At 72.6% G+C, this 24,440-nt stretch carries 22 protein-coding genes and 1 pseudogene; 8 read left to right on the top strand and 15 right to left on the bottom strand.

The window, feature by feature from the left end; all coding sequences use genetic code 11:
• The 4 genes from ABZ635_RS20650 to ABZ635_RS20635 all read right to left on the bottom strand — a co-directional run.
• Positions 1-239, bottom strand: a 239-nt coding sequence (locus ABZ635_RS20650; protein ID WP_357767575.1) for a PAS domain-containing protein, incomplete at its 3' end; no start/stop codon positions are given.
• A gap of 152 nt (positions 240-391) precedes the next feature.
• The gene (locus ABZ635_RS20645) at positions 392-1,090 is read right to left on the bottom strand and encodes an iron dependent repressor, metal binding and dimerization domain protein (protein ID WP_357767572.1); all 699 of its coding nucleotides are present in this window, start codon (positions 1,088-1,090) and stop codon (positions 392-394) included.
• A gap of 413 nt (positions 1,091-1,503) precedes the next feature.
• Positions 1,504-2,154: a pyridoxamine 5'-phosphate oxidase gene (pdxH, locus tag ABZ635_RS20640; protein WP_357767569.1), complete on the bottom strand. Its 651-nt coding sequence runs from the start codon at positions 2,152-2,154 to the stop codon at positions 1,504-1,506.
• A gap of 13 nt (positions 2,155-2,167) precedes the next feature.
• Positions 2,168-2,407: a hypothetical protein gene (locus ABZ635_RS20635; RefSeq protein WP_357767566.1), complete on the bottom strand. Its 240-nt coding sequence runs from the start codon at positions 2,405-2,407 to the stop codon at positions 2,168-2,170.
• A 516-nt stretch (positions 2,408-2,923) separates the two neighbouring features.
• Between ABZ635_RS20635 and serC the strand changes: the two genes are divergently transcribed.
• Together serC and ABZ635_RS20625 are read left to right on the top strand one after the other, a co-directional pair.
• Positions 2,924-4,045, top strand: a complete 1,122-nt coding sequence (serC, locus tag ABZ635_RS20630) for a phosphoserine transaminase (RefSeq protein WP_357767563.1) — start codon at positions 2,924-2,926, stop codon at positions 4,043-4,045.
• Positions 4,046-4,169: 124 nt separating this feature from the next.
• Complete coding sequence (locus tag ABZ635_RS20625; RefSeq protein ID WP_357767560.1) at positions 4,170-5,177, top strand: glycerophosphodiester phosphodiesterase family protein; 1,008 nt, start codon at positions 4,170-4,172, stop codon at positions 5,175-5,177.
• Between the two features lie 82 nt (positions 5,178-5,259).
• Here the strand turns inward: ABZ635_RS20625 and ABZ635_RS20620 are convergent, their stop codons facing one another.
• Both ABZ635_RS20620 and ABZ635_RS20615 read right to left on the bottom strand, forming a co-directional pair.
• Positions 5,260-5,499 (bottom strand): hypothetical protein, encoded by a 240-nt coding sequence (locus tag ABZ635_RS20620; RefSeq protein WP_357767557.1) that lies wholly within the window; start codon positions 5,497-5,499, stop codon positions 5,260-5,262.
• 197 nt (positions 5,500-5,696) lie between these two features.
• Positions 5,697-6,767 carry a WD40 repeat domain-containing protein gene (locus tag ABZ635_RS20615; protein ID WP_357767555.1) on the bottom strand — a complete coding sequence of 357 codons (1,071 nt, stop codon included), beginning with the start codon at positions 6,765-6,767 and terminating at the stop codon, positions 5,697-5,699.
• A gap of 92 nt (positions 6,768-6,859) precedes the next feature.
• Between ABZ635_RS20615 and ABZ635_RS20610 the strand changes: the two genes are divergently transcribed.
• Positions 6,860-7,585, top strand: a complete 726-nt coding sequence (locus ABZ635_RS20610; protein WP_357767552.1) for a 3-keto-5-aminohexanoate cleavage protein — start codon at positions 6,860-6,862, stop codon at positions 7,583-7,585.
• 25 nt (positions 7,586-7,610) lie between these two features.
• Here the strand turns inward: ABZ635_RS20610 and ABZ635_RS20605 are convergent, their stop codons facing one another.
• The 4 genes from ABZ635_RS20605 to thpR form a co-directional block, all read right to left on the bottom strand.
• Positions 7,611-8,711, bottom strand: a complete 1,101-nt coding sequence (locus ABZ635_RS20605; RefSeq protein ID WP_357767549.1) for a hypothetical protein — start codon at positions 8,709-8,711, stop codon at positions 7,611-7,613.
• A 199-nt stretch (positions 8,712-8,910) separates the two neighbouring features.
• A complete protein-coding gene (locus ABZ635_RS20600; RefSeq protein WP_357767546.1) occupies positions 8,911-9,264 on the bottom strand; it encodes a MerR family transcriptional regulator in 354 nt (117 codons plus the stop codon).
• Positions 9,265-9,330: 66 nt separating this feature from the next.
• Entirely contained in the window at positions 9,331-10,536 is a 1,206-nt protein-coding gene (locus tag ABZ635_RS20595; protein ID WP_357767542.1) for an MFS transporter, read from the bottom strand.
• A 142-nt stretch (positions 10,537-10,678) separates the two neighbouring features.
• The gene (gene thpR, locus ABZ635_RS20590; protein ID WP_357767539.1) at positions 10,679-11,275 is read right to left on the bottom strand and encodes an RNA 2',3'-cyclic phosphodiesterase; all 597 of its coding nucleotides are present in this window, start codon (positions 11,273-11,275) and stop codon (positions 10,679-10,681) included.
• Here thpR and ABZ635_RS20585 point away from each other — a divergent pair.
• A pseudogene (locus ABZ635_RS20585) lies at positions 11,191-12,018 on the top strand (sulfite exporter TauE/SafE family protein); the annotation flags it as partial. The gene thpR and the pseudogene ABZ635_RS20585 overlap by 85 nt on opposite strands.
• Here the strand turns inward: ABZ635_RS20585 and ABZ635_RS20580 are convergent.
• Positions 11,929-13,422 (bottom strand): MFS transporter, encoded by a 1,494-nt coding sequence (locus ABZ635_RS20580; RefSeq protein WP_357767536.1) that lies wholly within the window; start codon positions 13,420-13,422, stop codon positions 11,929-11,931. The pseudogene ABZ635_RS20585 and the gene ABZ635_RS20580 sit on opposite strands and share 90 nt — an antisense overlap.
• A 281-nt stretch (positions 13,423-13,703) precedes the next feature.
• Complete coding sequence (locus tag ABZ635_RS20575; RefSeq protein ID WP_357767533.1) at positions 13,704-15,155, bottom strand: NCS2 family permease; 1,452 nt, start codon at positions 15,153-15,155, stop codon at positions 13,704-13,706.
• Between the two features lie 220 nt (positions 15,156-15,375).
• Between ABZ635_RS20575 and ABZ635_RS20570 the strand changes: the two genes are divergently transcribed.
• From ABZ635_RS20570 to ABZ635_RS20560, 3 genes are all read left to right on the top strand, one after another.
• On the top strand, positions 15,376-15,663 hold the full coding sequence (locus ABZ635_RS20570) for a DUF2530 domain-containing protein (protein ID WP_357767530.1): 288 nt from the start codon (positions 15,376-15,378) through the stop codon (positions 15,661-15,663).
• Between the two features lie 50 nt (positions 15,664-15,713).
• On the top strand, positions 15,714-17,210 hold the full coding sequence (locus ABZ635_RS20565) for a methyltransferase (RefSeq protein ID WP_357767527.1): 1,497 nt from the start codon (positions 15,714-15,716) through the stop codon (positions 17,208-17,210).
• Between the two features lie 103 nt (positions 17,211-17,313).
• A complete protein-coding gene (locus ABZ635_RS20560; protein WP_357767524.1) occupies positions 17,314-18,009 on the top strand; it encodes a DUF6518 family protein in 696 nt (231 codons plus the stop codon).
• On the opposite strand, the gene ABZ635_RS20555 is transcribed toward ABZ635_RS20560, so the two are convergent.
• Together ABZ635_RS20555 and ABZ635_RS20550 are read right to left on the bottom strand one after the other, a co-directional pair.
• Entirely contained in the window at positions 17,967-19,553 is a 1,587-nt protein-coding gene (locus ABZ635_RS20555) for an MFS transporter (RefSeq protein ID WP_357767521.1), read from the bottom strand. The genes ABZ635_RS20560 and ABZ635_RS20555 overlap by 43 nt on opposite strands.
• A complete protein-coding gene (locus ABZ635_RS20550) occupies positions 19,550-20,119 on the bottom strand; it encodes a TetR/AcrR family transcriptional regulator (RefSeq protein ID WP_357767518.1) in 570 nt (189 codons plus the stop codon). The genes ABZ635_RS20555 and ABZ635_RS20550 overlap by 4 nt, the downstream gene beginning before the upstream one ends.
• A 124-nt stretch (positions 20,120-20,243) precedes the next feature.
• Between ABZ635_RS20550 and ABZ635_RS20545 the strand changes: the two genes are divergently transcribed.
• Entirely contained in the window at positions 20,244-21,089 is an 846-nt protein-coding gene (locus tag ABZ635_RS20545; protein ID WP_357767515.1) for an MOSC N-terminal beta barrel domain-containing protein, read from the top strand.
• A gap of 35 nt (positions 21,090-21,124) precedes the next feature.
• On the opposite strand, the gene ABZ635_RS20540 is transcribed toward ABZ635_RS20545, so the two are convergent.
• Positions 21,125-24,259 (bottom strand): ATP-binding protein, encoded by a 3,135-nt coding sequence (locus ABZ635_RS20540; protein WP_357767512.1) that lies wholly within the window; start codon positions 24,257-24,259, stop codon positions 21,125-21,127.
• Positions 24,260-24,440 lie beyond the last annotated feature (181 nt).

Genomic DNA, 24,440 nt, shown 5'->3' with positions numbered 1-24,440 from the left:
ACGCGCCGCGCCAGCTGGGAGGCGTGTTCGCGGTCGGACTCGTGGATGCCGATGTCCAGCAGGGACAGGCCCACGTAGTCGCGCCCGCCTACGAACCCGAACAGCTCGCGGGCGTACGGGTTCCAGTAGCGAAGAAGGCTGAACCGGTCGATGACGACGATGGCGATCTGGGCCTGGTCGACGACCTCGGCCGTGGCGAGCGCGTCGCTCTCCCGGAAGGGCTCACCCCACCGTGTCATCTAGCCGCCACCTCGCCGTCATGAGCTGCACACATGCCTGCTCCGGGTACCCCGAACGACCACACCTTGGGGCGAGCGTAGCAACACCGTCAACGTTCCCGCAGCGCAATGAGACAATCCCGATGAGCAACCAATCAACGTGGACGAACGCTTCACGGCTTGGCGACGAAGATGTGCCCGGCGACATCCGCCGGGAGCTCGGTGTTCTCGCTCGCGCCGATGACGCGCACGCCGTCGTCCGTTGCCTGAAGCACGACTTCCTGTCCGGGTTGTACCCCGGATTCGCGCAAGGTCAGCATGATGTCCGCGTCGGGCTGGAGCTGTTCGCTGATACGGCGCACCGTGACGGCGGTCTCGGTGTGGGAGACCGCGTCGATCATCGGCACGATGGAGTCGTCGGTGAACGGCTCGGGGGCGTACCCCTCCAGCCCCAGCTCCTCCAGGCCCGGGATCGGGTTGCCGTGCGGACACACCGAGGGCGCGTTGAGCAGCGTGACCAGGCGCTCCTCCACGGCTTCGGAGATGACGTGCTCCCAGCGGCAGGCCTCGATGTGGACGTCCTCCCACGGCAGCCCGATGACGTCGACGAGCAGGCGCTCGGCGAGACGGTGCTTGCGCATGACGTGGGTGGCGAGCCTGCGTCCCTCGGCGGTCATCACCAGGTGGCGGTCGTTCTCGACCCTCAGCAGGCCGTCGCGCTCCATACGGGCGACGGTCTGGCTCACCGTGGGGCCGCTCTGGTGCAGGCGCTCGGCGATCCGGGCCCGAAGCGGGACGATGCCCTCCTCTTCGAGCTCGAAGACCGTACGGAGGTACATCTCCGTGGTGTCGATCAGCCCGTGTGCGGTCAAGACTCCCCTCCCAAGGCTCTGCGCCCGACGCGCGGTCACGTGCGGGCACGGCAGGTCTCTCACAACACAGGCCGGGACCACGTGATTCCCTGGGGCCAGGTGGGGACCGGGGCGTCCGCACGACCGCGGGAGCGACCTCCGATGCGTCCAGCATATCGTGGCGCGGCGTGCGTGGATTTCGACACCGTCTCACGATCCGGACACTCCCCCACCGCGACTCTCCGTCGGCGCAAGGGTCCAAGGTCACAGGCGTGCAGGTGATCCCGTCGGTGTGTGAAGTATCCGAAGGTCCCCCGCACAGGGGCCGGTCGACCCGATTCGACTCGAACCCGCGTTCGACGCGACCAACGTCACTCCGGGGAACGCGGCGCGGGAACCGGCGTCGGGGGCGCCCCCGCTGGAGGGACCGGGGCTCACGGCGCGAGGCGCTCGACCACCCAACCCCCGTCGGTCCACAGGTAGCGGAACCGGTCGTGCATGCGGTCCTCGCCGCCCTGCCAGAACTCCACCTCGCTGGGCACCAGGCGGAAGCCGCCCCAGTAGGACGGCCTCGGGACGGGCTCGTCCGCCCGCCACACCGTGTCGAACCCCCGGTAGAGGCGGTCCAGCTCGGCGCGGTCGGCCACCGGCCGCGACTGGCGCTCGCTCGCCCACGCGCCCAGCTGAGACCCCCGGGGGCGGGACGCGAAGTAGAGGTCGTTCTCCTCGTCCCCGAGCCGCTCCACGCGCCCGGCGACCAGGACCTGGCGCCGGATCGCGTGCCAGGGGAACACGACGCAGGCCCGGGGATCGGCCGCCAGGGCGCGCCCCTTGCGCGAGGTGTAGTTGGTGAAGAAGCGCAGGCCGGTCGCGTCGTAGCCCTTCATCAGGACGGTCCTCGACCGGGGCATCCCGGAGGGCTCGACCGACGACAGCACCATCGCGTTGGGTTCGGCGAGACCCGACTCGTGCGCCTCGCCGAACCACACGTGGAACTGGGCCATCGGACGGTCGGCGAGGTCGCGGCGGCGCAGCGGTGCACCCAGGTACGGTTTCCGCAGTTCCGCGGGGTTCTGGTGGTCCACACGACGCATACTCTCACGGCGTGTCCGCCCCGCCCCCGGTGCCCGGGGACTGACACCGGGCGCCGGGTTCGACCGTGTTCGCGTTGCGCGTGCCACACCTTTGGACCACGTGCTGGCGTTGGCGTTCACCGGTTTCGGGATTGACCACCTCGGGCCCCACCAGCACCGTGCGGCCTTCGAACCAGTTCCCCTCGTTGACGGTGTCGAACTCGATGCGGCCCGAGACCCCGGTGAGGTTGCGGGTCCACTTCACCGCGCCGTGCGGCTCCTCCCGCTGCTCCTCGTACTACTCCTGGGTGCGCGGGCAGGGGTGCCGGTTCAGGCCGATCCACCACAGCGGACCACGGGCCCGAGTTCCTCCGGGGTGAGGCCGCCGGTGGGCAGCGCCTCGGAGACCCAGGAGGGCGGCGCCGGGCCACCGCGAGCGCGATGCCTCGGAGCGTCAGGTACTCGGAGCGCGTCGGGCGGCGGCCCAGGCTGTCGAGGACCCCGACGAAGGTCCGGTCCGTCCGTTCTTCTTCGCCAGGTGTCTGATCGGACACTCGAAGCTTCCTTCCGGGATCGTGTTGTCTGGCCCGCCCCGCGGCAAGTGCCTCATCAGACAGCAAAGGGCACCGGGTCGACATCCCCTTTGTCGCGATCGGGGCTGGCCCATACCGGCCAGTACCCGCCCACCTGTGATGATTCGATGTGACGGTCACGTGATTTCACGCCACCAATCGCCGACCTGACCGGCGCTCCGGCGACCTCCACCACTACGCTGGTCCGCGTGACCGAGATTCAGATTCCCGCGAACCTGCTGCCCGCCGACGGTCGTTTCGGGAGCGGCCCCTCCAAAGTCCGTGCCGCCCAGCTCGACGCCCTCGCCTCCTCCGGCTCCCGCTACCTGGGGACCTCCCACCGGCAGAAGCCGGTCAAGTCCCTGGTCGGTCGGGTCCGCGAAGGCGTGCGCGACCTTCTCTCCCTCCCCGAGGGCTACGAGGTGGTCCTCGGCAACGGCGGCACCACCGCCTTCTGGGACATCGCCGCCCACGGCCTGGTGCGCTCCAAGTCGCAGCACCTGGCGTTCGGCGAGTTCTCCAGCAAGTTCGCGAAGGTCGTCAAGGGCGCCCCCTGGCTGGACGACCCGACGGTCATCACCACCGACCCGGGCACCCACGGCGAGAGCGTCGCCGAGGCCGGGGTGGACGTGTACGCGCTCACCCACAACGAGACCTCCACCGGTGTGGCCGCACCGATCCGCCGCGTCGCCGGCGCGGACGAGGACGCCCTCGTCCTGGTCGACGCCACCAGCGGCGCGGGCGGCCTGCACGTCGACATCACCGAGACCGACGTCTACTACTTCGCACCGCAGAAGAGCTTCGCCGCCGACGGCGGCCTGTGGATCGCGGTCATGTCGCCCAGGGCCCTGGCCCGGGTGGACGAGATCGCGGCCAGCGGACGCTACGTCCCCGAGTTCTTCTCGCTGCCCACGGCGGTCGCCAACTCCGCCAAGGACCAGACGTACAACACCCCGGCCGTGGCCACCCTCCTGCTCCTCGCCGAGCAGCTGGAGTGGATGAACGGCCAGGGCGGGCTGAAGTGGGCCGTGGCCCGCACCCACGAGTCCAGCTCGATCCTCTACAACTGGGCGGACCGCTCCCCCGTCGCGTCGCCGTTCGTCGCCGACCCGGCCCAGCGCTCCCAGGTGGTCGGCACCATCGACTTCTCCGAGGAGGTCGACGCCGCCCGGATCGCCCAGGTGCTGCGCGCCCACGGCGTCGTGGACACCGAGCCCTACCGCAAGCTGGGCCGCAACCAGCTGCGCGTGGCGATGTTCCCCGCCGTGGAGCCCAGCGACGTGAACGCGCTCACCGAGTGCGTCGACCACGTCCTCGCCCAGCTCTCCTGACGCGGTTCACCCGGAGACCGTCCTGAATCGGTCCACCGACGCTGGAGAATGGAGGCCGACCCGCCGCGCGTGGGTCGGCCTCCTCCTCCTTCTTCCGATCATCGTTTCCCAGGACGGTCCCACTGTGCGCAGGAACAAGAAGACTGAACTCCCCATCAAGATCATCAGCCACCGCGGGGCCTCCGGTCACCGGCCCGAGCACACGCTGGCCTCGTACGAGCTGGGCGCCCGGCACGGCGGCGACTTCATCGAGATGGACCTGGTCTCCACCAAGGACGGGCACCTGATCTGCCGCCACGAGCAGGAGATCGGCGAGACCACCGACGTGGCCGACCGCCCCGAGTTCGCCGACCGGCGCACGGAGCGGACCATCGACGGGCGCACCGTCGAGGGGTTCTACGCGCAGGACTTCACCCTCGCCGAGATCAAGACGCTGCGCGCCCGCGAGCGCATGGCCGGGGTCCGACCGGACAACGCGGTGATGGACGGCACCTACGAGATCCCGACCCTCCAGGAGGTCGTCGAGCTGGCCCTGTCCCTGACCAAGGAGCTGGGCCGCCCCATCGGGATCTACCCGGAGACCAAGCACCCGGCCCACCACGTGGAGCAGGGCCTGGACCTCGAACCGCCGCTCATCGCCGCGCTGCGCGGGGCCGAGCTGGTCGGCGAGGAGCCCCGGGTGCCCGTGTTCCTCCAGTCCTTCGAGGCCGAGAGCCTGCGCAAGCTCGCCGAGACGGGGCTGCCGCTCGTCTACCTGATGGGGACCGAGGAGCACTGGCTGCACCACACGACCCCGGACGGCCTGGCCGAGGTGGCGTCGTTCGCGCACGGCATCGGCCCGCACAAGAGCCTGGTCATCCCCACCAACGAGGACGGCTCGCTGGGAGAGCCCACCGACCTGGTCCGGGACGCCCACGAGGCGGGTCTGGTCGTGCACCCCTACACGTTCCGCAGCGAGAACCACTTCCTCCCCGAGGACCTGCGCTCGGACGGCGAGCCCAAGGACTACGGGGGTTTCGCCGCCGAGTACGAGGCCTTCTTCGACGCGGGGGTGGACGGCGTGTTCACCGACTTCTCACGGCACGCGTTCCTGTGCCGCGAGCACTACCTGGACCCCCAGCCCGCCAAGTAGGCCCCCGTCCCTGGGCCCTTCGGCGCGGGCTCGGGGACCGGTCCCGGCGAGGAGTGCGCGACAGGTCCCGGGGAACGCGGAATCAGCGCCCCGACCACATGGCGGCGTTGACGATCGCGCTCATCTTGTCGGACAGCTCCGCGAGGGCTTCGGCCTCCCCGTCGAGGTCTCCCTCCCGCACCTGGAGGCGGATGCGGGCCGAGAACTCGTCCAGGAGGAAAACAATGGTCAGGGCCTCGGAGGACAGGAGCTCCGCCGTCCCGCCGCGCTCCTCCACCCTGGTCGCCAGCTCCCGCTCCAGGGCCGCGCGCAGGCTGTTCACCTCTTCGGCGAAGGTGAGCGGCCGCGAGATGGACTCACCTTCCGCCCCGGAATCCGCGTGATCCTGCCTTGAGAGGACATGCGTGCGCTGGTCCGGATTCGCGCCATCACCCATCAGGGACCTCCACGTAGGTTGCCGGACAGTGTAGCCCCGGGGTCGGGACCGGTGGCGCTGAGGGCCGGACCGGCGGAGCGGGCTCAGGTACGGCGCACCAGCAGGACGATGGCGCCGATCAGGACCACCGCCACCGCCGCCCCGCCGAGGATGAGCGGCAGCGCGCCGCCCGCGTCGGCCTCCTCCGGTTCCTCGGCGGCCGACTCGTCGACGACCGGGGAGGCCTCGGCCGCGTCCTCCGTGTCCGCGGCCATCTCCGGGAGCTGCTCGCCCGACAGCGGCACACGCCAGACCGGGGAGTTCGCCCCCTCGCTCCCGGCCATCAGCGCGGACCCGTCCGGGGTGAAGGCCACCGACTCGCCCTGGTCCATTTCCGGCAGGTCGAAGGAGCCCACCGGGCGGCCCGGCACCCCGTTCGTCCCGTCGTACACGCTCACACCCCAGTAGGTACGGATGGCGTAGCGGGTGCCGTCCGGGCTGAACGCGGCGTCGGTGGCGAAGAGCGGCGCGGAGTCCACTCTCGTCAGGACGTTCTCACCGACCGGGTCCAGGTTCTCCGGCGCGACGTACACGCTGCCCGCGAACTCCTTGGACACCACGTACAGCCGACCGTTGCGGGGGTCGATCATCATCCCCTCCGCGTCGCGCCCGCCGTCCTCGTACGTGAAGGTGAACACCGACGGGTCCAGCGCGGAGTCGCCGAGGACCTCGGGTTCGGTGAAGTGGTAGACGCGGACGCTCGGCCACCCACCGCCGAAGTTGTCGCCGATGTCGCCCACGAAGACGGCCGGAACCCCGTCCGGCCCCTGGGCGACGCTGATCGCCTCCCAGTCGCGCCGCTCCACGTTGAGGGTGACGGTGGCGACGGTCTCGCCGTCCTCGTTCACCGCGTACACCTCGGAGGGGTGGTCGCCGCTGTCGTTGTGCGTCCACCACACCCCCTCGTGCAGGAGGGAGGGTGCCAGGCCGCTGGACTCGGAGATGCGGTCGTCCTGGAACTCGAAGGCGATCTCCGAACCCTCGGGGCCCTCGCTGCCGCGCGGGTAGTCGAACCCGCCGGTGCCGTCCTCGGGGTCCGCGGTGGCCGCCACGGCGGGAACCGCCGGAGCCAGCGCGAGGAGGGCGGCGGCGACGAGGGTCAGAGAGCTTCTCATGCCCGCCATCCTGCCAGGGCCGCCCGCCGGGGGCTTGCACCCGGGTGTGAACGGGCACATTCGGCAGTGAGAGCGCCGCAAGGAGAGACCTCATGAGGATCGTCGCCTGTCTCAACGGTGACCGCCGTCCGGGTGCGCACCCGGCGCTGCCCGTCTCCGTCGACCAACTCGTCACCGACGCGCACGCCGTGGTGGCGGCGGGCGCCACCGGCCTCCACGTCCACCCGCGCGACGCGCGCGGGGCGGAGTCCCTGGAGCCCGGGGTGGTGGCCGAGCTCATGGAGCGCCTGCGCGCGGACGGGCCCGACGTCCCGGTGTCCCTGACCACCGCCCTGTCCGCGGAGCCCGACCCGTGGCGGCGCTACGACCTGGTGAGCCGGTGGGCGTCGCCGTCGTTGCCCGACTCGGTGTCGGTGAACCTGCACGAGGCGGGCTCGGTGGACCTGGTCAACCTGTTGGGCGACCGCCGGGTGGCGGTGGAGGCGGGGGTGTGGTCGGTGGACGCCGCGCGCATCCTGGTCGCCACCCGGGTGGAGGTGGCGGCGGTGCTGGTGGAGCCGACCCAGGTGGCGGTGGAGGACGCCCGGCGCAACACGGAGGCCATCACCCGGGTGCTGGACCGGGGCCGGGTGCGGGTCCCCCGGATGCTGCACGGGGTGGACGCGACCGCGTGGCCGATGCTCGAACGGGCGCTGGAGGAGGGGCTGGACCTCCGGATCGGCCTGGAGGACACGATGCGGCTGCCCGAGGGGGTGGAGGCGCACGACAACGCCGCCCTGGTGGAGCGTGCGGTCTCCCTCGCCGGGGCGGCCGCTTAGGGGCGGCCCCACTGGTCGCCCTCTCTCACAGCACATCCACCCGGGATTCGAGGCGGCGGAGGAACATGCACAGCGGGAACGCGTCGAACTGCATCTGCCCCACGCTCTGCCCGGGAGCGATCCGAGCCGCGTGCTCGTCCAGGACCTCGGCGATCACCAGGGCGTAACTCGGGGTCAACACGATCCTGCGGTCTCTCTTGATCGGCCACGAGGAATACTGGTAGTCCTCCAGGGACTCCTTTTCGTCCGGCCTTCGAGGGACCTCTTCGCTGTCGAAGATCTCCCTCTGAAAACGACCGTCCTCCTCCAGGGGAACAGCGAAGGCGAGATCACGCACACAATGAAGGGAGGGTTCCACACCTTCTGTGGGTTCGACCCACGCGGGTTCCTGGCTCCCGTCCAGGATGCGCGACACCCTCCGCGCGACATCCACCACCGGCACCGAGACTCCCCGCTCCCAGAGGCCGACGGCCTCGTCCCGGGAGGGGACCGCCTCAGCTGCCGCCCGGGCCAGAGCGCACAGCCGCTCGTAGTCGGCCTCGGACACCTCCCTCGCCTGCGCTGGCGCGTCGGGTCCGGTGGGCTGGGGCATCGCAGGTGTCTTGGGCCTGTCCCGCAGTGGTGCCCGCAACTGGTCCGCCACGTCTCGGTACACCTGGGCCAGCTCCCGGCTCTGGGGACCGAATGTCACCGCCGGGCGCCCGGGGGCCACGCGGGCGTCGAACTCCCCTTCGAACAGATAGCTCACCGAACTGTGCCATCCGGTCGTGAGAACCACCGCGCTGCCCGGAGCCAATCCCACGTACCCCATCGGGCGCGGCTGCGGGGTGAGCTTGGGCCCGTTCACCAGACGCTGGTGCCAGTCATCGGCCGCCCGCGTCAACGTGATCGGCTGCCCTTGCGGCCCCCGGCGCGACAGCAGGTGGTGCGCGGGGTCGAAGCCCTCCAGGGCCTGGACATCCTGCCGCGCCAGACGCGCCAACTCCGCCTCCAGCGCCGCCCACGCCGCGGACAGACGTGACGGCCATTCCTCCCCCAACCAGGGGTAGATATCGTCCTCCGTCCACATCATCTGTGAGGCGGCGGTACGGACTCGTCGGAAGTGATCCGCTCGACGCTCGTTCACGAAAGGCCCTTCAGGGGAGGGGAATGAAGAACTTCGACGCCATGCTATTCACGGCGAACGGCGGCACCCGAGCATGGGGGAATCGACGGACCGGCACGGGTCGGCCCCGGCGCACGAAGGGCTCCGCGACCTCGCGCTCCGTCTGGTCCACGACCGCGCCACCGCAGGGGAACCCTGCCGCGGACCCCTCCGCGGGTGTCTAGTGGCCGGTGCCCTCGGCGAGCTGGCGTTCGATCCGGTGCTGGGTGGCGGTGAGCGCCTCGATCCGTTCCCGGACCGCCTGGAGCCTCTGCTCGTAGAGCTCCACGACCCCGGCGCAGGCGGGTTCTCGGACCAGGTCCAGTTCGAGGCAGTCCTGGAGTTCCCGCACGTCCTCTGAGGTCAGACCGGATTCGAGGAGCAAGCGAATATTGCGCACCCGGTCCACGGCCTCGGGCCCGTACTCGCGGTACCCGTTGGCCGTGCGCTCCGAGGAGAGCAGTCCCCGCTGCTCGTAGTACCGCAGGGAGCGCGGGCTGGCGCCCGTGTGTTCGGCGAGTTCCCCGATGCGCATTCGTCTCCGACCTCCGTGGGGCGGGCGCGCCGGTACGCGCCCGCCCCACCAGCCTACGAAACGCGCTCACGCCGTGGTGGGCGCGCTCTCCGAGGGGGCCGTGGCCGGGAAGCGCCGGACGGAGAACGCCATCAGGGCCAGGGCGGCGAGCCCCACCGCGGTGGCCGCGACGGGAACGCCCGTTCCCCCGTACCCGGCGACGACGGCTCCGCCCAGGGCACCGGCCACCGCCGTCCCCACGTAGAGACCGCCCGTGTTGAGGGCCAACGCCTCGGTGCCCGCGTCCCCGGCGAGGAACAGCAGGCGGGCGCTCATCGGGGCCGCGAACCCCCAGGCGGCGAACCCCCACAGGGCCAGCGAGCAGCCCAGGACCCACACCGGGACGGTGGAGGGGAGGGCGAGCGCGGCCAGGAGCGCGCTGGCCCCGACCATCCCCGCGAAGGTGGCAAGCAGGACCCGGTCGGCGCCCCAGCGGTCGGTGGCCCGCCCGCACAGGAAGGTCCCGACGGCTCCGGCAGCGCCCACCGCCGCGATCAGCGGGGCCAGGGCCATCGGACCCGCACCCGTGAGGTCCCGGGTAAGCGGGGCGAGGTAGGTGTAGGTCATGAAGCCGCAGGAGGCACCGGCGACGGTCCCGGCGACGCAGGTCAGGATCGCGGGGCGCCCCAGGGGGCGCATCTGTGCGAGGAGCCCGGCCTCGGGCGCCCCCGGGAGCGGCGGCAGGAACCGGAGCGAGGCGAGCAGGACCGCGCCGGTGAGCAGGGCGACGGCGATGAAGGCCCAGCGCCAGCCGAACGCAGAGCCCAGGAGAGCGCCGAGCGGCACACCGAGGAAGAGGGCGACGGTCAGTCCGGCGGCGACGGCGCCGACCGCGCGCCCGGTGTGCCCGGCCGGTGCGAGCCGGGCCGCCATGGAGAAGGCGGCGGGGGTGAGGGCGGCGGCGGTCAGCGCCGCGACCACCCGCAGGGCCATGAGGACGGCGTACGTGGTCGCGAAGGCGGTGACCAGGTTGACGAGGGCGAACAGCGCGAGCCCGGCGACGACCAGGGTGCGGCGGGGCAGCCTCGCGGTGGCGACCGCCAGTGGCGGCGCGGCCACGGCGTAGGTGAGGGAGAAGACGGTGACGAGCTGTCCGGCGGCGGAGACGCTGACGTCGAGGTCCTCGGCCATGACCGGGAGGAGTCCGGCGATGACGAGGTCGTCGGTGCCGACGGCGAAGGCCGTGAGGGCCAGGCAGGCCAGCCAGCCGGATCGGAGTGTGTGCGTGGACATGGCCGCACGCTAGGACCCTGACACCGGTGTCAGGGTCAAGCCGCGGCTCAGCCGAGGATGGCGCCGAGCACCACGATGAGCATGATGGAACCCAGCACCACGGGCAGCAGCCAGCGCTGCTTGCGGTTGTTGGTGAGCATGCTCATGACGTGCCCCGCTCCGGTGCTCGTTGGGATTCGCTACCCCAGGGTAGTCCCCAGCTCCGGACGGTCCGGTAGCGGTCCGGCCCCGACGGGCGGCTCTCGACGAGGTCGACCCGGTCCGCACGCCAGTCGGTGGGGGTCGCCGGGCCCAGCGCACGCAGGGTCCGGGTGACGTCGCGCGGCCGCCGGGAGCGGGCGAGGGTGACGTGCGGCACGAAGGGGCGTGACGAGACGGGCACCCCCGCGTGCCGCGCGGAGTCGGCCAGGGCACCGGCGAGCCCGGTCAGCCCGGCGCCCCGGACACCGGCCCACACCACGGAGGCGCCCCGTCCGGCGTCCGGTTCTTCGGGGCGGGGGAAAACGCCCCAGCCGTCGAGGGTCAGGTCCAGGGGCGGGCGGCCCTCCACGGCGCGTTCCAGGGCCTCGGCCACCCGGGGCGTGCGATCACCGGGCTCCCCCAGGAAGACCAGGGTGAGGTGCCATCTCCCCGGCGGGCTCCAGCGCAGGTCCGGTGCCGTGGGTCGGGCCTCGCGCACCGCGCGGCGCAGGTGGTCGCGGACCCGGTCGGGCGGCCACAGCGCGACGAACAGGGGCATGGGATCATCATCCCTTCGACCCGGTCCGCCCGCCACCCTCCGACGCGGTGCGTCCCGCACGTCCGCCCCGTCCGCCACCGTCCTGTGAGCCGCCCGTGTACGTCCTCGCCTGTGTGTTCGTGGTCCTGACCGTCGCGGCCCTGGTCCGCATCACCGCCGGGTTCGGGTTCTCCCTGGCCGCCGTCCCGCCGCTGGCCCTGCTGCTGGACCCGGTGACGGCGGTGGTGGTCGCCGCGACCCTGGCCGTTCCGCTGAACCTGTGGGTCGCCCTGCGGGACCGTGCGCACGTGGACCGGCGGGCGGCCTCGCTGCTGCTCGTGTGCGCGCTGGCGGGGGTGCCGTTCGGGTTGTGGGCGATCAACGTGCTCTCGGAGAGGGTGCTGCTCGTGCTGATCGCGACCACCGTGGTGCTCGGCACGGTACTCGTGTGGCGGCGGGTACGCGTGCCCGGCGGTCTGGGGGCGGTCGCCGGGATGAGCGCGCTCTCGGGGGCGGCGTTCGCCTCCACCGCGATCGACGGCCCGTTGATGGTGGCGGGGCTCCAGGGGTCGCGGCTGTCCGAGCTGGAACCCCGCGTCCAGCGGGCCACGCTCGCCGTCACGTTCTCCGCGACGAGCGTGGCGACACTGGTGGGTTTCGGGTTCGGCGGGCAGCTAACCTCGCAGGTCGGCGGCCTTCTGGTGGTCGGGGCCCCGGCCCTGGTGCTCGGTACCCTCGTGGGGGAGCGGCTCTTCCGCAGGCTGGACGCCGAGCTGTTCCGCCGCACCGTGCTGGTGTTGCTCGCGGTCAGTTCGGTCTCCATGGTCACCCGGGTGGTCACCGCCTGATCCCCCGGCTGGTGCCGGGGTGGCCGGAGCGCTCTCGGTCCCGCCGGGGCTTCGAACCGTCTCGGCACCGGCGGCCGCCCGGCCCCGGCGACGGCGCAGCAGGGCACCGGCGGACAGCCCGCGCGCACGCATCAGCAGCACGGTGAGGACACCGACCACCACGACCGTCACCGCGCCGCCCGTGAGGAGGCTGGCCTGCGGCCCGAAGGCATCGGCGATCAGGCCCACCACGGGTGCGCCGATGGGGGCCACGCCCATGAACACCAGCAGGAACATGCTCATGACCCGGCCGCGCATCTGGGGGTCGACGCTCAGCTGGAAGGTGGCGTTGAGCGTGGTCACGAAAGTCATGAAGAGCACGCCCATGGGCACCAGGACCACGACGAACGAGACGTAGCCGGGCATGAGGCCCGCCAGGAGCTGGGTGGCTCCGAAGCCCATCGCACCGACCAGTACCAGCTTCAGCCTCGGGTGGTCGCGACGCGCCGCCAACAGCGCTCCGGCCAGCGCGCCCACCGCGAGCGAGGCGGCGGCCACCCCGAAGGCGGTGGCACCGGCCTCGTACACGTTGTTGACCATGAGTGCGATCTGGTTCTGCGCGTTGGCGCCGAAGAACTGCACGGAACCGGCCAGGACCAGCAGCAGGACCAGGTCGCGTCTACCGCCGATGTAGCGCAGGCCCTCACGGATCTGCCCCTTGCCGCGCGGAACGGGTTCGGTGGGGTTGAGCTCGGCGGTGCGGATCAGCAGGAGCGCCACGATGGTGAAGGCGAACGAGAGGCCGTTGACCATGAACACCGGGCCGCTGCCGACCAGGCCGATGAGCACACCGGCGACGGCGGGTCCGGTGACGCGGCCGAGCTGGAAGCTGGCGCTGTTCAGGGCGATCGCGTTGGGCAGCATCTCGCGGGCGACCATCTCGGGGACGAACGCCTGGCGCCCCGGGTTGTCGAGCACGGTGATCATGCCGAGGCCGAGGGCGAACAGGTAGACGTGCCAGACCTGGGCGGCGCCGAGGGTGGCCAGGACGCCCAGGCCGACGGCGAGGACGCCCATGGTGGCCTGGGTGCCGATCAGGAGCTTGCGCTTGTCGAAGCGGTCGACCATGGCGCCGCCCCAGAGCCCGAGGAAGAGCATGGGCAGGAACTGGAGCGCGGTGGTCAGGCCGAGCGCGATTCCGCTGCCTCCGCTGAGCTGGAGGACCAGCCAGTCCTGGGCGATGCGCTGCATCCAGGTGCCGGGGTTGGAGACCAGCTGGCCGAGGGCGTAGACGCGGTAGTTGCGGACGGCCAGGGACCGGAACATCGCGGCACGGCGCATCAGTCCCTCCCCGTCCGACGGTGGAACGGGGTGGGGACGTCCACCCGGGCGTGGTTTCGGGGGCAGAGAAGTAAACGGCGTTGACTCATCACCTGTCGCAACGCGGACCACCCCCGCCCGCATTCCCGCCGGGTCCCGCGTGGACCCCTCCCCCCGCACCCCGCGCCCGGGTTCGGCCCCTTCCTCCCGGTTTCGCCGTGCCGGCGCGACCACCGGGGCGCTCCACGACGAGGGCCGACACGGCTCACCGGGCCGGGAGGCACCGGTGAGGGGAGCGCGAGTCAGCCGATCAGGGCGTAGATCGGCGCCTCCGCGAAGTGGATCAGGAAGACCACCGAGATCAGCCACAGCAGCGGGTGCACCCGGCGGCCGCGGCCCGTGACCAGCATGACGAAGGCGTAGGCGAGCAGACCGAACCCGATGCCGTTCGCGATCGAGTAGGTGAACGGCATCATGATGATCGCCAGGAAGGAGCCGATGCCGATGGCCGGGTCCTTGAAGTCGATGTTGGTCACCTGGGTCATCATCATGAAGCCCACGATCACCAGGACCGGGGTGGCCGCCTCGAACGGCACCAGGGTGACCAGCGGCGTGAAGAGGGTCGCGACCAGGAACATCGCGCCGGTGACGATCGGGGCGATACCCGTGCGGGCGCCCTCGCCGACGCCCGCCGCGGACTCCGCGTAGAGCGTGGCGACCGAGGCGGAGCCGATGCCGCCGAGGACGGTGCCGAGGGAGTCGGCCACCAGCACCTCGCGGGTGCCCTCGATGTTGCCGTCCTCGTCGGCCATGCCGCCCTGGTGGGCGACGCCGACCATGGTGCCCATGGTGTCGAAGAAGTCGGCGAGCAGCAGGGTGAAGACCAGCATGACGACCGTGGCGACGCCGATGTCGGAGAAGCGTCCGGCCAGCCCGCCGTCGAGGAACAGGCCCAGCAGGGAGATGTCGGGGAGGGCGATCAGCGCACCGGGATCGCTGGGCAGGCTCGGGACGGTCAGACCCCATCCGAGGCCGTCGCCCCCGTCACCGAGGAGCGTCTCCACCGCGATGGCGAGGAACGTGGTGGCGACGATGCCGATGAGCAGGGCGCCGCGCACCTTGCGCACGTAGAGGCCGATGCTCAGGAGCAGGCCGACGACGAAGACGAGGATCGGCCAGCCGTTGAGCCCGCCGTCGCCGAGCTGGACCGGGGTTCCGTCACCGGCCTGCACGAACCCGGCGTTGACCAAGCCGATGAGGGCCAGGAACAGGCCCACGCCCACGGCGATCGCGACCTTGAGGCCGGGCGGGATCGCGGCGAAGACGGCGGTCCGGAAGCCGGTCAGCACGAGGACGAGCAGGACGACGCCCTCGATGATGATCAGCAGGAAGACGTCCGCCCACGGCATGAGCGGGGCGATGCCGTAGGCGACCACCGCGTTCAGGCCCATGCCCGCCGCGATGGCGAAGGGGTAGCGGCTGACCACGCCCATGAGCACGCAGGAGAGCGCGGCGACCAGGGCGGTCATGGCGGCGACGCCGGGGATGCCCAGGGTGTCGCCGTTGACGTCCTCGGCGGTGCCGATGATCAGCGGGTTGAGGACGACGATGTAGGCCATGGCGAAGAAGGTCGCCATCCCACCGCGGATCTCGGTCCCGAGGGTGGAACCGCGCTCGGACACGCGGAAGAAGTGGTCGAGGAAGCCCTTGGGTCTCCTCTGTTCGTCGGTGGGGGATGGTGTCGGTGCGTTCACGTCGTCAGCCTGACCTCGTCGGTTTACCGGACAACAAGGATTCTGCGCCAGGTTAGTTGCATCTTCGTACAACAGCCGACACCTGTTTCACATCATTTTCAGAGAAACCGCCATATCATCGGAGGATCGGATCATCGGGTGTGACCAAGGCATCTCTCCGCCGACCTCGGCCTCCGGCGCCTCTCCCCCTCCCTCCGCACCCAGCGGATAGCCTGGGACCGTGCCCAAACCTCGCCAGCCCGATCCCGAAGTCCACGAGAGCGACTACCGCGTCCCGGCCGCCATCGGCACGGCCGCGTGGGCGATCGCGCTCGTGGTCCTCCTGGCCATGGGAGACGGTCTTCCGGCCTCCGAGACGTGGTGGATCGGCGTGTGTGTGACCGGGATCGCCCTGGGCGTCTTCGGGTTCCTCTACATCCCCCGCCTGTTCCGCAAACGCGACGAGGCGGCGGATCGGGCGGCCGGGCGGAGCACCGGAGGGGACACCCCCGCGCCCGGTGCCTCCTGAACCGCGACCGCCCCACCGGGGCACCTCGTCACCTGACCGATAATGGGCGGGTGTCTGAGACAGAATTCCCGCGAGGACTCGCCGACCGCCTCCGCGGCATCCTGATCGACGCCGACTACACGGTGTCCGGGGTCCGCGACCGCCTCGGCGACGCCGCCGCCAAGGCCCTGGCCCGCGAGCAGCTCGTGCCCGCACTCCGCGCCACGGGCGGGGAGGAACGCCTCGGACTGCTCCTGCGCCTGTGGTGGCTCCAGTCCCCCATCCCGGCGCGCGCGGCACGTTCCATCCTGCCCGTCGACGAACTGGCCGACGCCGGACTGGTCTCCGTCGAAGAGGGACCGGGCGGCACGGTCGTGCGCGCCCTGGTCCACCTCGGCCCCTGGGAACTGGAGGACGGCCGCCCCGGCTTCGTGGTGTCCGACCCCAAGGTCCGCCCGGGCAGCGGGGACGTCCCGCGCGCCGACCACGTCGTCGGCGCGGGCGGCGCCTCGGCCAACCTCTCCCGGCTGATGGTCGACGGCCCCTACGAGCGCGCCCTGGACCTGGGCACCGGCTGCGGCGTGCAGGCCCTGCACCTGGCCTCCCGGGCCCGCGAGGTGGTCGCCACCGACCTCAACCCGCGCGCGGTGCGCCTGGCCGGGATCAGCCTGGCGCTGTCGGGGATCTCCGGCGCGCGGCTGGCCCAGGGGTCGCTGTTCGAGCCGGTCCGGGACGAGCGCTTCGACCTCATCGTGTCCAACCCGCCGTTCGTGATCACCCCCGAGGCGGCCCGCTACACCTACCGCGAGTCGGACCTTCCCGGCGACACCGTCTGCGCCGAGCTGGTCCGGCAGGCCCCGGCCCACCTCACCGAGGGCGGGTGGGCGCAGTTCCTCGCGAACTGGACGCACACCGACTCCGACGACTGGCAGGACCGCGTGGGCGGCTGGATCACCGGCACGGGCTGTTCCGGGTGGGTGGTGCAGCGCGACGTACAGGACCCCGCCGAGTACGTGGAGCTGTGGCTGCGCGACTCCTGCGAGCACGGCACCCCCGAGTACACGCGCCGGTACGACGCCTGGCTGGACTACTTCGACCGCGAGGGCATCAAGGGCATCGGGTTCGGCTGGATCAGCCTGCGCAACGACGTCGCCCAGGACGCCACCGTGCGGGTGGAGGAGCTGCGGCACGACGTCCAGCAGCCGGTCGGCCCCTACCTGCCGGACGTGGTGGACGGGGCGATGACCGCCCACCGCCTCACCGACGCGGCCCTGCTGGCCGCGCACGTGGCCCTGGCGCCGAACGTGGTCGAGGAGCGCGTGGCCGTGCCGGGGGCGCCCGACCCGGAGAAGATCCTGCTGCGCCAGCGCGACGGGCTGCGCCGCGTGGCCCGCATCGGCACCGTGGAAGCGGCCCTGGCGAGCGTCTGCGACGGCACGATGCCGGTCGGTCCGCTACTGGACGCCATCGCCGACCTCATGGGCGAGGACCCGGTGCTGATCCGCGAACGCACCCCGGAGGCACTGCGCACGCTGATCTCCGAGGGGTTCTTCCGCGTCGCCCGCTGACGAACCGTCGGAGGGTGCCCCGGCGATAGTCAGGGGGAACGGCCCCGGAGGTTGACCCCCGGGGCCGAGTCCCGGCAGTCGTACCCCGAGGAGCACCGCCACCGTGACCACGAACAGCGGCGACCGGCCGTCCGCGTCCCCGACCGCACCGCCGGTGGAGGACACCGTCCGACCCGCACCGGAGACCTCTCCCTGGCCCCGTCTGGTCCTGGCCGTGGCGGCGGGGTTCCTGGTGGGCGTCCTCACCTCGTTCGGGCAGGGCCTCCTCCCCGAGGTGCTGTCGCCCCTGGCCAACTCGTCGGGTTCCTGGAGCCTGGCCGCCCTCCTCCTCGCGTCCCTGTCACCCCGGCGCGGGTTCGCCGTCGCGGTCGGAGTGCTCGCGCTGTTCGCCATGGTGGGCGGATACGACGTGGCCTCGCTCCTGAGGGGATTCTCCCCGTCTCCGAGCGGATCGCTCTTCTGGTGCACGGCCGCGGTCGTGGTCGGCCCGTTCCTGGGGTGGGGAGGGCACGCCCTCAGGAACGGCGACCGGGTCGCCCCGCTCGCGGCGGGCGCGATGAGCGGCGTCCTGGTCGGTGAGGGCGTGTACGGACTCACCGTCATCGCCGACACCACTCCGGCCCCGTACTGGTGGGGGTCGATCACCCTCGGCGCGGCACTCCTCGTGTGGGCCGTGGTCCGACGGTTCCCCCGACCGTCGTCCGCCCTGCTCGCGGCGGCGGTCTGCGCCGTGGTCGCCACGGCCTTCCTCGCGGTCTACTCGCAGAACCTCATCTCGTTGTTCACCTGGCCCTCCTGACCCGGGGCGGCGGCCGGCGCCCCGTCCCGCCGACCGCGCCCGTGGAGAAGTGCGAACACGGCCGAGACGAGCAGGACACCCGCGGCGATGACCAAGGTGGCCAGGTAACCGTTGTCGAACGCCCGGGCGGCGGCGTCCAGTAGCTCGGCGGAGCCCCCGGAGTCCAGCTCCCCGGCGGCCGCACGGGCCTCGTCCATGCCCTCGGCCGCCCAGGGAGGCGCACCGGCGGGCAGAACGACCGTCCGGGTGTAGACGGCGGCCATCAGGCTGCCCAGCACCGCGACCCCGGACAGGCTGCCCAGCTCGTAGGAGACCTCCTCCACCGAGGCGGCCATCCCGGCCCGGTGCGCGGGGGCGTTGCCCACGATCGCCGCGGAGGCGGCCGTCATCGCCGCCGCGGTGCCCGCTCCGATCACCAGGAGCCCCGCCACAGTCCACGCCAGCGGCGCGGCCGAGGCCACGGCGACCACCACGGTGCCGAGGGCGGAGGTCGCCAACCCGGCGACGATCATCGGCCGGGTGCCCACCCGGTGCAGCAGTGCCCCGACGACCACCCCCACCGGCAGGGAGCCCAGGGCCATGGCGGCCACGGTGGTCCCCGCCTGCAAGGGGGTGAAGCCGAGGACGAGTTGCAGGCGCTGGGTGAGGACCAGCTGCACACCCGCCAGGGCGAACATCGCCATCCCGGCGGCGAGCACGCCCACGAGGATGCGGGGGTCGCGGAAGAGCGAGAAGTCGATCAGCGGGTGCGCCTGACCGCGTTGGCGCCGCACGAAGCTCCAGAGGCCCCCGACCGCGGCGAGCGCGGCGACCACGACCGCGACGGCCGAGGGCTCCGGGCCGGTCAGCTCCTTGATCGCGTAGACCACACCCACCAGGCCGACCATCACCTGCGCGGAGGCGACGACGTCCCAGGGGCGGTCGGAGCCGCCCGAGCCGCCGGGTGCCACCACGGCGGCCAGGACCAGCGCCGCCAACACGATCGGCACGTTCACCAGGAAGACCGAGCCCCACCAGAAGAACTCCAGCAGGGCGCCGCCGACGATGGGGCCGATCGCCGCTCCGACCATCGCCATGGTGCCCCAGACACCGATCGCGATCCCTCGTTCGCGCTCGTCCTCGAAGGTGACGCGGATCAGCGACAGCGTGGCGGGCATCATCGCGGCGGCGCCCACCGCGAGGAAGGCGCGCGCGGCGACGAGCACGGCCGGGCTGGCGGCGTAGGCGGCGGCCAGCGAGGCCGCGCCGAACAGCACCAGCCCCACCAGGTACATGCGCTTGTGGCCGACCCGGTCGCCGAGGGTCCCGGCGCCGAGCAGCAGGCCCGCCATCACCAGCGGGTAGGCGTTGATGATCCAGAGCCGTTCCGAGGCGCTGGCCCCGAGGTCGGAGCTGAGGGTGGGCAGGGCCGTGTACAGCACGGTCATGTCCACCGAGATGAGGAGCAGCCCGGCGGAGACGGCGGCCAACACCAGCCAGCGCCTGGCTCCGGAGACCGGGCTGGCACCGGGCTCGGGGGCTCCGGGGTCGCGGACGTCGCTCACGGCCGCTCCCCCCGCTCCCCCGGGTTGGCCGGTTCGCCGGCGACCAGGTCGGCGACGCGGGCCCGCAGCGCCCGTGCCACCTCGTCGGGGAGGGCGTTGCCGGGGGTGGCGTTGAACAGCAGCAGCCCGTCCGCGGCCAGACGCGCCAGGAAGAGGTCCAGCCCGCGGGGGTCGAGCGTGTGCGGGGTGGGGACCCACCGCTCCATGAGTTCGTCCCAGATCCGGGCCAGTTCGGGGTTGGACTCGGCCTCGACCATGAAGGCGAGGTCGGCGTGGCGGACCTCGTCCCGCATCATGACGCGTACGTAGGCGGCGCCGCGTTCCAGGCTGGTGGCCTGGGACCAGGGCTTGCCGAGTTCGGCGACGAGCCGTTCCTCCCAGTGCCGGGTGAGGTGGTGCTGGATCGCCAGGACCAAATCGTCCCTGGTCCGGAAGTGGTAGAGGAGCCCGCCCTTGGTGAGCCCGGCCTCCTCGGCGGTGGCCTCCAGGGTCAGCGCGGTGATGCCCCGCCGATCCGTCAGCCGGACGGCGGCATCGAGGATGAGTGTTCTCGAACTGGGTCGCATGGCAGTAACTGTACCTTCCGGAAGGTACAGTTACGCGGTGTGGCGTACGCCACACCTCCAGCGCCACAGGGCTCCCGTCAGGGGCCGTCCACCGCTCACGAACCGGGCCGGTAGCGTCGTCGGCATGAGCCCCACTCCGACCGCCCGCTTGTCAGCCCTCGCCGTCCACCCCGTCAAGGGGTGCGCCGGGCAGTCCCTCACCACCGCCGAGTTCACCCCCGCCGGGATCACCCACGACCGTTCGTTCATGGTGGTCGACGACGACGGCGACTTCCGCAGCCAGCGCAGGGACCCGCACATGGCGCGGATCGTCCCGGACCTGGCCGCGGACGGCTCCCGGCTGGTGCTGACCGTGGAGGGCCGCTCCCCCCTGAAGGTGGACGTGGACCCCGAGGGCCCCCGCCTGGACGTGACCGTGCACCACAACCCGCTGGTGGGCGTGGACCAGGGGGACGAGGCCGCCGGGTGGCTCACCGACCTGTTCGGCCGCCCCAGCCGCCTGGTGCGGGTCCCCGACGACAACCGGCGCGTGACCACGGGGGTCACCCCGGGCACCGCCGGGTTCGCGGACGGCCACGCCGTCGTCATCGGGTCGGTGACCTCGTTGGACCTGCTCAACGAGCGCATCGTGGCCAACGGCGACGACCCCGTGCCCATGGAGCGCTTCCGACCCAACATCGTCGTCACGGGCTGGGCCGAGCCGCACACCGAGGACCTGGTCCGCCGCGTGCGCGTGGGCACCACCGAACTGGGCTACGCGAAGATGTGCACCCGCTGCGCGGTCACCACCGTCGACCAGGAGACCGGGGTCAGGCGCGGCCCCGAACCGCTGCGCGCCCTGGCCGCCTACCGCCGGGTGGCCGACGGAGGCGTGGCCTTCTGCACGAAGTTCGCGGTGACCGCACCCGGCACGGTGTCCGTGGGTGACGCCCTCGACGTCACCGAGTGGGCCGACGCTCCCGAAGCCTAGGAAAAACGCCCCAGACAGAACGACCGCAGACCCGCCTACTCCAGGTCGGCCTCGTCCCGCATGCGGGCGGCGGACGACGGGTCGCGCAGCACGGCGGCGAGCAGGTGGCGGCGGGACCACTGGCCGGTCCGCCAGCACAGGGCCCGCGCCAGCCCCTCCGTCCCGGAAGCGTGCACCGCGCCGTCGCCGGTGTACCAGTCCACCTCCACACCGTCCACGGTGAGGGTCTGGTGGTGCAGGTAGGTGCGATCCGGTTCCCGGTCGCCCGAGAGGAACAGCGCCGCCTCGTCGGGGACCGCGCGGACGCGCCCGGCCGAGTTCACCTTGCCCGTGACGCTCTCCGAAGCCAGGTCCAGGTCGAGGACGTCGGCCAACCGTTCGGCCGCCTCCGCCTCGGCCAGCACCAGCGGCCGGTCGGCCACCAGGGGCAACAGGTCCGGGGAGTCCACCACCACGGCGTCCTCGGCGTCGGCGACGACGATCGCGCCCTCACTGACGGCGCGCACCAGAGAGGGCGGCGTGACGAGGTCGGCGTCCACCCCGGCCAGCGCCGTCCACAGACGGCGCAGGTCGGCGCGGCTCACGTGCCGGGACGGGTCGGCCAGCCGTCGGAGCAGGTCGTCCGGGCCGTCCGGGTCGGCGAGCAGGTCGGCGACCGTGCTCCGCACGCCGAGCGCGCGGGCGAACTCCGGGTCCACGTCGGCGGGCACCTCGTCGTAGAGCCCCGCCAGCGCGGGCTCGGCGTCGACGGTACGCAGACCCACCGGGGCACGGCCGTCCAGCAGGGCCCGGGTGCGCAACCACCAGGCCGTGTAGGAGGGGACGTCGACCACCCGTCCGTCCGGCATGAGCAGACGGGCGGGTTCGACCACCGCCGAGCGCAGCGGTTCCCGGGAGAGCATCTCCAGCGCCCCGGGCCAGGCGTCGTCGGCCACGTAGTCGAGGTCGGCGACGCACACCAGTTCGGGGACCACGGGCGGGAGTTCGGGGTCGCCCACGCGTTCCAGGACGTCGTCCGCCCAGTCGTCCAGACCGTCCGGGCCCTCGTCGCCGTCGTCGTCGAAGAGCGGCGACTCCTCCCCCAGTGCCGCGTCCTCGGCGCGCAGCACGGTGAGCTCCCACAGGGCGCCCACGGCCCGCAGGGCGTCGGTGCCGTGCCTGCGCACCAGGTCCTCGTGCACGGTTCCGAAGGGGGCGTCGTCCACCAGCAGGTCGGCCAGGGGCGCGCCGGGAACGAGGAGTTCGGCGGCGACCGAGTAGCCGTCCTCGTCGTCGCGCAGGGCCAGTTCGGACAGCCAGGGGGCGTCCCGGACCGTCGTCCCGGAGGCCGCCACCAGGTCGAGGACGGCCTCGGCCACGGGTTCGGGGTCGTCGGCGTCCAGTGACGCGCGGACCGCCGCCTCGGTGCGGGGGTCGGCCAGGACGGCGGCGGCCCCGGCCTCCACCGCTCCCAGGCGCAGCAGCAACGGGTGGGCGGCCTCGGGGTGCACCACGCGCACGCCCAGGGTGGCCAGGACGGACGGGTCGAGCCGGTTGCCGTCCGCGTCGGCCACCCGCGCCCAGTCCCCGGTGGGAACCAACAGCGAGCGCGGCCCCCGCACCAGGCGGTCGTCGGCCAAGGGGACCGGCAGGGAACCGAGTTCGTCGAGTTCGGCCCCGCCGGACCCGGCGGCGGCCAGGGCGGCGTAGAGCCCGCGCCACCACTCCGGCGGACGCCGGGTGTCGCCGAGCAGGTCCGCGAGGTCGGCCAACCCCAGCCGACGCACCCGCAGGGCCGTCAGCGCCGGGTGCCGGGGGCTCCACGAACCGGGCAGCAGCGGCGGGGCGAGCTCGGCCAGCAGATCGACCAGGTCGGGGGCGCCGCTGGCGCCACCGGTGTCCAACAGGACGGCGTCGCGCGGGGCGACGGGGAGACCGGCGGCGGTGACCAGGAACGGGGTGTCCTGGAGCGGTTCGGCGACACGGGTACGGAACACGGCGTCGACGGCCCCGCCGCCCACCCGGGTGGTCGGGACGAGGTCGAGGGCGGCGACCGGGGCGAACCGGCGCAGCAGCGCGCAGTAGGCCTCGGCCGCCTCCATGAGCAGCAGGTCGGTGGCGGCTCCCGGTTGCACCGCCCGGCGGTCCGCGCCCAGCGGGAACGTGCCGATGAGCACGGCGGGGAGGTCCAGTTCGGTGTCCGTGGGGGTGGGCGCGTGCACGACGCGCTCGACGTCGGCGGGCAGCTCCGCCACTCCCCCGTCGGCGGCCACCGGTGCCGCCCACGTCAACGACCAGGACGCGCGCGCGCGGTCCTCGGTGGGGCGGTCCTCCAGCAGGTGGGGGGCGAACTCCCCGGAGCGGCCGAGCACCCGCCAGGACGTGATCCGGCTGCCCCCGGCGTCGCTGTGGGTGGTGACCAGGTCGGTCCCGGCGTCTTCGTCACCGGGCGCCCGGGTGAGCGTGCGCTCCTCGCCGTCGACCACGACGCGCACCTCGGAGAGTCCGTCCAGGGCCAGGAGGAGCGCCTCACCGGTGCGGTCCAGCAGCTCCAGGACCCGGTCGCGGGCGCGCTCCTCGCGCAGGACCAGCGTGACGTAGGTGTCGTAGCCGCGCGCGGGGCGCTCCGGCACGACGTCGGCGGCGAACGGCAGGCGCAGCATCGGCACGTGTCCGGCGCGTCGGCCCACCTCGTCCGCGAGGTCGGCGTGGGTACCGTCGGCGTCGAGCAGGTCGGTGACCACCGCGCGGGCGCGTTCGGCGGAGAAGTGCACCGCGGTGCCGGCGGAGTCCACGGTGACGTCGTCGCTGAGCGCCGCCACGGCGGCGAACCCGACCCCGAACCGGCCCGCAGACCCGTGGTCGTCGCGCTTGCTGGAGGCCCGCAGCGTGGCCAGGGACTCCACGCCCGCCGGGGTCAGCGGCGCACCGGTGTTGGCGGCGGTGAGGCGGTCGCCGTCCAGGCACAGGAGGAGGCGGCCCGGGACGCCCGCGCGGCGGGCGGCGTCGGCGGCGTTCTGCGCGAGCTCCACCACCACCCGGTCGCGGTAGCCGCCGAGCGCGAAGTCCTCCTCCGCGTTGGCGTCCTCGCGGAACCGGGCGGGGGCGTCGGCCCACGCCGCCAGGACGCGCCGACGCAGTTCGGCCGTGTCGAAGGTGTCGGGCACCGAAGCGGTCACCGGCTCGGCCATGGTGGTCTCCTCCTGCGCTGGGCGCGCGGTCCGATCAGCCCCACACGCGCGCGCGGTCACGGACGGGAGCGCCAGGCGAGCTAGACAGTAGGTCGACCCTAGCCCACGACCGCGGCCGTTCGGGTCCGGACGGGGCGCGTGGCGCGGGCGCCGGGCCGCGCACGGAAGCGGGCCCCGCCGC

The sequence above is a fragment of the Nocardiopsis sp. NPDC007018 genome (assembly GCF_040635075.1).
Taxonomy (GTDB): domain Bacteria; phylum Actinomycetota; class Actinomycetes; order Streptosporangiales; family Streptosporangiaceae; genus Nocardiopsis.
This window is presented reverse-complemented; position numbering and strand designations above follow the sequence as displayed.